At 65.1% G+C, this 8,225-nt stretch carries 7 protein-coding genes; all 7 read right to left on the reverse strand.

Annotated features, from left to right (window positions below):
* Window positions 1–4 precede the first annotated feature (4 nt).
* The 7 genes from IAE37_RS23165 to IAE37_RS23195 all read right to left on the reverse strand — a co-directional run bounded on the left by IAE37_RS23165 (window position 5) and on the right by IAE37_RS23195 (window position 7,934).
* Window positions 5–634, reverse strand: coding sequence for a 2-dehydro-3-deoxy-6-phosphogalactonate aldolase (locus tag IAE37_RS23165; protein ID WP_201177299.1), 630 nt, complete (start codon window positions 632–634; stop codon window positions 5–7).
* 1 nt (window position 635) lies between these two features.
* Window positions 636–1,646: a 2-dehydro-3-deoxygalactonokinase gene (locus IAE37_RS23170; RefSeq protein ID WP_201177300.1), complete on the reverse strand. Its 1,011-nt coding sequence runs from the start codon at window positions 1,644–1,646 to the stop codon at window positions 636–638.
* 220 nt (window positions 1,647–1,866) lie between these two features.
* On the reverse strand, window positions 1,867–2,766 hold the full coding sequence (locus tag IAE37_RS23175) for a LysR family transcriptional regulator (protein ID WP_201177301.1): 900 nt from the start codon (window positions 2,764–2,766) through the stop codon (window positions 1,867–1,869).
* A gap of 62 nt (window positions 2,767–2,828) precedes the next feature.
* Entirely contained in the window at window positions 2,829–4,850 is a 2,022-nt protein-coding gene (locus IAE37_RS23180; protein WP_201177302.1) for a pyridoxamine 5'-phosphate oxidase family protein, read from the reverse strand.
* Window positions 4,851–4,878: 28 nt separating this feature from the next.
* Window positions 4,879–5,502 (reverse strand): glutathione S-transferase family protein, encoded by a 624-nt coding sequence (locus IAE37_RS23185; protein WP_201177303.1) that lies wholly within the window; start codon window positions 5,500–5,502, stop codon window positions 4,879–4,881.
* 138 nt (window positions 5,503–5,640) lie between these two features.
* Window positions 5,641–6,192, reverse strand: coding sequence for a UPF0149 family protein (locus IAE37_RS23190; protein ID WP_201177304.1), 552 nt, complete (start codon window positions 6,190–6,192; stop codon window positions 5,641–5,643).
* Between the two features lie 98 nt (window positions 6,193–6,290).
* On the reverse strand, window positions 6,291–7,934 hold the full coding sequence (locus IAE37_RS23195; protein WP_201177305.1) for an acetolactate synthase large subunit: 1,644 nt from the start codon (window positions 7,932–7,934) through the stop codon (window positions 6,291–6,293).
* Between the last annotated feature and the right edge of the window lie 291 nt (window positions 7,935–8,225).

An 8,225-nucleotide genomic window follows, 5' to 3' on the forward strand; every position in this document is an offset into this window, starting at 1 on the left:
GCCGTCAAACGTCTTGGCCGAGGGCGGCCCAGGCAGCGACATAGGCCTCGGCATTGGCCGCCACTTGCGCTGGGCTCATGCCCGGCTTGTACAGGCCGGAGCCGAGCCCGAAGCCCCTGGCGCCAGCGTCGAAGAACTGCTGCATGTTGGTCGGGTTGATGCCACCGACCGGGGCCAGGATCGTCCCGGCGGGGAACACCGCACGCCAGGCCTTCACCACCGCCGGGCCCATCTGCTCGGCGGGGAACAGCTTGAGGATGTCGGCGCCTTCGGCCAGCGCGGCGAACGCCTCGGTGGGCGTGGCCACGCCTGGGCAGAGGAACAGGCCAGCGGCTTTCGCCGCACGCAGCACTCGTGGGTCGCTGTGCGGCATGACGATCACCTGCCCGCCTGCGGCCTTGACCTGCTCGACCTGCTCAGGCGTGAGCACGGTGCCCGCGCCGATCAGGCAATCGGCGGGCAGGCTATCGCGCAGGATGCGGATGCTCTCGAACGGTTCGGGCGAGTTCAGCGGCACCTCGATGACGCGAAACCCTGCGCGGTACAGGACTTCGCCCATGGCGGGCGCTTCCTGGGGGTGCAGGCCGCGCAGGATTGCGATCAGGCCGTTTTGCGCCAGTGCTTGCTTGAGCATGTCAGAGCTCCATTGAAGGGGAAGGAATCGCGGCGGGGCGTACCAGCCCGGCCGCCACGGCCAGTTGCCACAGGCCACGCTCGGTGGCCTGTTCGGCCAGCGTCACCTGGGCGAAGCCACAGGCGTGGAGGGCGCGCTGGTAGCGGGCGCAGAGGCCGGCATTGCCGATCAGCAGCACCGCTGGCAGGGCCATGGCCTTGCGCCGACGCCGCTGCACGGTAGCCAACGCGGCCAGTTCATGGCCGATCAGCAAGCCGGAGAGGTAATCGGGCTGGGCCGCCGCGTTCAGTTCACCGGTCAGGCCCAGGCAGCGGGCACTGAAGATGGTCGACAGCGGGCCACTGTCGCCATCGACCGACAGGGCCACCTGCACGCCACGGTCGAAGGCGGCGGCGTCGAAGCCCTGGCCGCGTTGCTGGGTACGGCCGAGGATGCTGTGCTCGCTGAGCACGGCGAACACTTCGCCGGTCATGAAGGTGTCGAAGCGCTCGATGCAGCCCTCGGCCACCTGCACCCATTTCGAATGGCTGCCCGGCAGGCCGATCAGCAGATCGCCGGCGGCCTCGTCCGGCAGGCTGTGCAGTACACCGAGCACCTGGGTTTCCTCGCCACGCATGACATTCGGCAGCGTCGAACGCTGGATCACGCCGGGGACGATATGCACCTCGGTGCCACGGCGGCTGCGCACGGTCTCCAGGGCGTTGCCGAGGCTGGCGACGTTGGCTGGGGTCTCGCGGTAGGCGGCTTCGCGCCAGCCCTGGGCGCTGCCGACCATGCCGCAGGCGATCACCGGCAGCTCGGGCTGGGCGTCGAGCCAATCCCCACAGACGTCGTGGAACGCCAGTTCGAAGCCATCGCTGCAGGCCTCGCCGTGGATCAGGCGAGGGCCTTTGGGCAACTGCATGATGCCCGACGACAGTGCACGCTGATTGAGCACCTGCCCGCCCGCAGCGAGTTTGTAAGCACGAAGGGAGGTGGTTCCCCAATCGAGCGCGATCAATTGCGCCTGCATCGCTTCACCTGTTCTGTTCTTGGCAGTGAGTGAGCGGACTATAAACCCAGGCGGCGGGAAATTCCAATATATAAACACACATCCCATATTATGGGATGCTCTGCGCAATGCATGGCACGGGCGTTGCCCGTGTTCGCGGCTAAAGCCGCTCCTACAGGGATCGGGGAATCTTTGGGGCCTGTAGGAGCGGGTTTACCCGCGAACCAGACGCCGCGGTCTATCAGTTGAGATAGCGGTGCTCGCCCAGCATGCTCACCAGCAGGTCGATGAACGCCCGCACCTTGGCCGAACCGTACTTGCTCTCGCGGTGCAGCACATGGATCGGCCAGGGGGTTTCTTCGAAATCCTCGAGCACCGTGCGCAAGCGCCCGGCGATAAGATCGTCGGCCACTTGGTACGACAGCAGGTGGACGATGCCCAGGCCCGCATTGGCAGCAGCGATCGCCGCATCGTTGCTGGTGACGTTCAGCCGTGGCTTGACGCGGATACTCAGCGGCGCCTGGGCCTCGCGGAACTTCCATTCCTGGCCCGCGCCCACGCCGTTGGCGGCGATCAGCGCATGCTGCGCCAGCTCGCTGGGGTGGCGTGGCGTGCCCTGGCGGGCCAGGTAGTCGGGCGAGGCGCACAGCAGCCGACGCACCTGGCCGACCTGGCGGGCCTTGAGGCCGGAATCGGGCAGCGGGCCGATACGCACCGCGACGTCCATGCCCTCCTCCACCAGGTTGACCACCCGATCGAGGAAGAACGCCGAGACGTCCACCTCCGGGTAGGCCTGCAGGTAGCGCACGATGCAGGGCATGACGAAGTACTTGCCGAACAGCACCGGCGCGGTGACCGCCAGGTTGCCCCGTGGCGCGGCATTCATCCCGGCGGCCGCCTCATTGGCTTCGACGATGCTGGCGAGGATGTTGCGGCTGTCCTCCAGGTAGCGGCTGCCGGCCTCGGTCAGGCGTACGCTGCGCGTGGTGCGCAGCAGCAGCTTGACCCCGAGGCTTTCTTCCAGGGCGCCGACCGCGCGGGTCACCGCCGCTGGTGAAATACCCAGGCGGCGGGCCGCAGCGGCGAAGCTTTCGAGTTCGCCGACCGCCACGAACACCCGCATCAGGTGGATCTGGTCCATGCCGCCTCCCGGGCATCAAAGGGACAAGGATTATCGCTCATCCACGCCGCGCTGAGCGGGTCTCAGATATCCAGCACCAGCGGCTGCTCGCTTGCAGCGGGGACCGCGCAGCAGATCAGCGCTTGGCCACCCGGCGGCAATTCGGCTGGCGGGTTGGGGTAATGCACTTGGCCACTGACCACCTTCGTCCGGCAGGTACCACACGAGCCTCCGCGGCAGCTGAACTCGGGAGAAAGCCCGCGAGCCTCGGCCAGTTCGAGCAACGTGCCGCTCTGAGGCGCCCAGCGTGTCTCCTTTGCCGAGCGGGCGAAATACACCGGCACGGCCTCGCTGGCGGCAGGAGGTTGGTCGACTGCTGGTCGATCGCCATCGCCTTGGCGTCGCAACGTCGACGGGCCGAATGTTTCAGCGTGGATGCGCCCATCGGCTACCCCTGCGACGCGCAAACCTGCATAGAGCTCCTGGGTGAAAGCACCGGGCCCGCACAGGTAGAAGTCATAGTCGTCCAACGCCAGGGCCGCCTTGACCTGTTCGATCCCGAGCCGGCCAGCGTGCTCGTAGTCCTGCCCCGGCACGGCGTCGGCCTCTGGCTGGCTCAGCGAGCGGTGCAGGCTGAACAGCCCACCGGCACGCTGGCGCAAGGTTGCGAGTTCCTTCCGGAACGGCAGGTCGGCCAGGCTACGGGCACCTTGGAACAGGTAGACACGTCGCCCAGCCCCACTCGCCAGTTGCTCGCGCAGCATGGCGATCAGCGGTGTGATGCCGACGCCGGCCCCCATCAGCACCAAAGGCCGTGGGCTGAGGCTGTCGAGGGTGAAATTACCCATGGGCAGGCGCACCTCAAGCGTGTCACCGACGCCGATGTGCGCGTGCAGGTACCGCGAAGCAGGCCCTTGCGCCTTGACGCTGATACGCAGTTGGCCGTCCGCCGGGGCGCACGACAGGCTGTAGGTGCGAATCAGCGGAGCCTGGCCCGGCAGCGTGATACGCACCGGAATGTGCTGGCCAGCGACGAAGGCCACGGGGCCGTCTGCTTGCAGGTGAAACGAACGAATGTCCTGGCTTTCCTGTACGATGCGCACCACTTGCCAGGTGAGCCATTGCCGCTCGCGGCGCTGCTGCTCCAGACGTTGCTCGGCCTCGGCCCAGGTGCCGGTGAGCAGGCTGGTGGGCGCATATTCGTCGAAGCGCCAGCGCAGGGATGTTGCCGCCGGGCGACGTACCACCTGCTCGACATCCACCGTCCAGAGCCGCTCGGCCCCCTCGAACGCCTGGATCAGCGGGCTGTCGAGGATCACCTGCGTGCGCCCGCTGACCTGCAACACGTCGCCGCTGCGAAAATCCACGAACAACAGCCCCGCCCGCGGATTCTCCAGCAAGTTGCCAAGGGTGTTGAAATGCAGGTTGCCGGCGTAGTCGGGAATGGTCAGGCGATTGCCTTCGACACGAACAAAGCCTGGGCGCCCGCCACGGTGGGAAACATCGACCGCGCGCTGGCCGCTGGCATCGGTGAAATAACTGGCGACGAAAAAGGTGTCAGCGCTCTCGATCATGGCCCCCGCAGCGCCATCCAGCGCGCTGGAGTCCTGGCGCTGCCCTGCCGGCGCCGCGACGCGAACGTAATCACGCAGCTGGATGTACTGGGGACAGTTGCCGAACGATTGTTGTACCTGCACTTGCAGCAGGCCATCGGCCGAAGCGCGCAGCACGCCATTGAGCCGGTTGCGCCGGCGCGTGTGCAGTTCGATACCCAACAGGCCGATGGCCTCGCCCGCCGCCAGCCCGGGGGTGGCCGGGTCGTCGTCGGGTGGCAGGACGTGGATCAGCAGTTGCCGAGGATCGGGGGACTCGACGAAGCCCTCAGGCCCTTCGAGCAAGGTCGCCCAAGGATTGCCACCTGCATCTACGGTGCCGGCAACCATGAACGGCAATTGCTGGAAGAAGGCCCGGTGTTGCTCGGGCATGTAGTCGCGGATGACTTTCTGCCCGAACGCCTCCATGCGCTCCGACACACCGACGCGTTCCTGCAGGCGTTTCTCGCCGGCATGCCAAGGGGAGCGGGAAGAGCTGGGAATCTGCTGCATGGCCGTGTACCTCGCTGGGGAGAATGGCTCAGCTACGGGTCTCCAGACCCACGGCAGTCCGTGGCATACCGACGAAGCCCGGCAACCCTTCGATCCGCTCCAGCCAAGCCCGCACGTTGGAATACGCATCCAACGACACATTGCCCTCGGGGGCATGGGCGATGTACGAGTAGTTGGCGACATCGGCAATGGTCGGCTCGTCGCCAACCAGGAACGCTGATTTACCCAGCTCCTGCTCCATGACCTTGAGCAAGGCATGGGCGCGGGCGATCACTTCATCGCTATTGAACGAAGCCCCGAACACCGTGACCAGGCGCGCCGCAGCTGGGCCGAAGGCCAGAGGCCCGGCGGCGACCGACAACCAGCGCTGCACCCGGGCGGCGCCGAGCGGGTCGCGGGGCAGCCAGTGGCCATGTGCGTCGTAGGTGCTGGCGAGGTAGACGAGAATGGCGTTGGAGTCAGCGATGATCGTGCCATCGTCATCCAGGACCGGGACCTGGCCGAACGGGTTCATGGCTAGGAACTGCGGCTGTTTGTGCTCGCCCTTGGCCAGGTCGACGAACACCAGCTCAGCAGGCAGGTCGAGCAGCGAAAGCATCAGCTCGATGCGGTGGGCGTGGCCGGACTTCGGGAAGTTGTAGAGTTTGATCACGGTCGTGGCTCCAGGCTGGCACCAGGGTGGTGCGGGTCAGGAGCCATGCTGCGCCGAATCTGCTGACAGTAGAATCAGTGCCAGAAGCAATCCATAATTTCGCCCGGCGAAATAATTACCGCCGAGGCATACAGCGCATCAGTGGCGCTGTTTCTGGTAGCGATACAAGCCGCGCGCCGCCTCGATCACTTGCGGCACGCAGGCCTGCAGCTCAACGAAGCTCATGGCGTCGAGCAGTTCGTAGTTGTCCTCCAGGCCATGCAGGGAAATCGCCTTCAGCCATTGATCCTGCTCGGGCGGCAGTTCGTCCCATCCGGCCACCTGGGTGCCGCGCATGTAGCCGAAGCACCACTCCTCCATGATCACCGCCGGTCCCTCCTCGGCCTCGCTCTGCTCGAACAACGGCTCGAAGTGCTCGAGATCGTCGGCCAGGGCTTCGCCAACCTGATCGGCATAGCGCAGCATGAGTGCCGTGTAGGCCTCTTCGTGGGCGGGTTTCTTGAACTTGGGGACCTTGCCACCCGCCACGGCGGGCAGCCACTGCTCGGGCATCACCAGAGTCGGCGAGCTGGCCAGGGCGGTGAAGAAACCGTTGAGTTCGGCCAGGTTGAGCACCGAGTAGTCGTTGCCGTAGGTGATCAGCAGGTCTTCGAGGCGGGTGAGTTCTTTGTCGCTGAGGGCGGGAAGCATGTGCGGGTGTCCAGGGAAGCAGATTTGCCTGCACCCTAGCACAAAAGCATCGCCGGCAAGCTGGCTCCTGCAGGAGCCGGCTTGCCGGCGATCAGGCCTTACACCGCCAGCGCGCGCTCACGCAGCTCGCTGTTGAGGATGCGGTCGTTCTCGCTGTAGTCGACCGGGCAGTCGATCACGTGCACGCCTGGGGTCTTGATGCAGTGCTCGAGCAGCGGCAGGAAGGCTTCGGCGCTTTCGACGCGGTGACCATTGGCACCGTAGGCTTCGGCGTACTTGACGAAGTCCGGGTTGCCGTAGTCCAGGCCGAAATCGGTGAAGCCCATGTTGGCCTGCTTCCAGCGGATCATGCCGTAGCCGTCGTCACGCAGGATCACCACGGTGATGTGCATGCCCAGACGAACTGCGGTTTCCAGCTCCTGGCTGTTCATCATGAAGCCGCCGTCGCCGCACACCGAGATCACCGGACGGTCCGGGTACACCAGGTGCGACGCCATGGCCGATGGCAGGCCAGCACCCATGGTCGCCAGGGCGTTGTCGAGCAGCACGGTGTTCGGCTTGTGCGCCTTGTAGTTGCGAGCGAACCAGATCTTGTAGATGCCGTTGTCCAGGGCAACGATGCCTTCGGATGGCAGTGCACGACGGATGTCGGCGACCAGGCGCTGCGGGTAGACCGGGAAGCGGTTGTCGTCGCCACCTTCAGCGATCTGCGCTTCGTTCGCTTCACGGATGGTCATGAGGCGGGTGAAATCCCAGTGCGCGGTGTCGGTCAGCGCTTCGCTGATCTGCCACACGGCGTTGGCGATGTCGCCGATCACTTCGACCTGCGGGAAGTACACGGCATCGACTTCGGCGGAGCGGAAGCTGATGTGGATGACTTCGGTGCCGCCACGGACCATGAAGAACGGTGGCTTCTCGATCACGTCGTGGCCGATGTTGATGATCAGGTCGGCCGCTTCGATGGCGCGGTGGACGAAGTCACCGGAGGACAGCGCAGCGTTACCCAGGAAGCGCGGGTGACGCTCGTCGACCACACCTTTACCCATCTGGGTGGTGATGAACGGGATGCCGGTCTTGTCGATCAGTTGCTTGAGGACCTTGGCGGTCATCTTGCGGTTGGCGCCGGCGCCGATCACCAGGATCGGGCTGCGGGCCTTCTGCAGTTTCTCGACGGCAGCTTCGATGGCCACGTGCTCGGCCAGCGGGCGACGGTGCAGGCTGCGCGGGATCGGCAGGGCGTCGGTCTGCTCGGCGGCGATGTCCTCAGGCAGTTCCAGGTGCACCGCACCCGGCTTTTCTTCTTCAGCCAGGCGGAACGCTTCACGCATGCGCGCCGGGATGTTGTCGGCCGAGGCGAACTGGTGGGTGTACTTGGTGATGGGGTCCATCATGCCGCACACGTCGATGATCTGGAAACGGCCCTGCTTGGACTTCTTGATCGGCTTCTGTCCGGTGATCATCATCATCGGCATGCCGCCCAGGTAGGCGTACGCACTCGCGGTCACCAGGTTGGTCGCGCCAGGGCCCAGGGTCGACAGGCTCACGCCGGTCTTGCCGGTCAGGCGGCCATAGGTGGCGGCCATGAAGCCCGCGGACTGCTCGTGGCGGGTCAGTACCAGCTTGATCTTCGACTTGCGCAGGGATTCCAGCAGGTCGAGGTTTTCCTCACCAGGAATGCCGAACACATACTCGACACCTTCGTTTTCCAGGCATTGCACAACGACATCGGCGGCCTTGGCCATCTTGCTTGTAACCTCAAGTGATCGGACGGTGGAAGTCCAGAAATGCGCAGCACGGTACGCTGGCATCGCTCGGTTCGGGGGCCAGGATTGCCCCGAACTTAAGTCTTGACGCAGCATAAGCGCGAACAAGTCACGTTAATTTGCGAGAAATATTGTCGCACCGTATAACCGGTGTAGATAGGAGGATACAGACAAAAGGTATTTGTCTGCAGCGTCAAGGCGCCGCATTGCCGGAGGGGAGAAAGACAAAACCCCTACCTGCTCGCGCAGATAGGGGTTTTGCGAAATGAA

The organism is Pseudomonas sp. S31 (genome assembly GCF_016648105.1).
In the GTDB taxonomy this organism is placed as follows: Bacteria; Pseudomonadota; Gammaproteobacteria; order Pseudomonadales; family Pseudomonadaceae; genus Aquipseudomonas.

Coding starts and splice junctions, on each gene's coding strand:
- IAE37_RS23190 (WP_201177304.1), bottom strand. CDS start 6,192: ATGCTTCCCGCCCTCAGCGACAAAGAACTCACCCGCCTCGAAGACCTG.
- IAE37_RS23165 (WP_201177299.1), bottom strand. CDS start 634: ATGCTCAAGCAAGCACTGGCGCAAAACGGCCTGATCGCAATCCTGCGC.
- IAE37_RS23170 (WP_201177300.1), bottom strand. CDS start 1,646: ATGCAGGCGCAATTGATCGCGCTCGATTGGGGAACCACCTCCCTTCGT.
- IAE37_RS23180 (WP_201177302.1), bottom strand. CDS start 4,850: ATGCAGCAGATTCCCAGCTCTTCCCGCTCCCCTTGGCATGCCGGCGAG.
- IAE37_RS23175 (WP_201177301.1), bottom strand. CDS start 2,766: ATGGACCAGATCCACCTGATGCGGGTGTTCGTGGCGGTCGGCGAACTC.
- IAE37_RS23195 (WP_201177305.1), bottom strand. CDS start 7,934: ATGGCCAAGGCCGCCGATGTCGTTGTGCAATGCCTGGAAAACGAAGGT.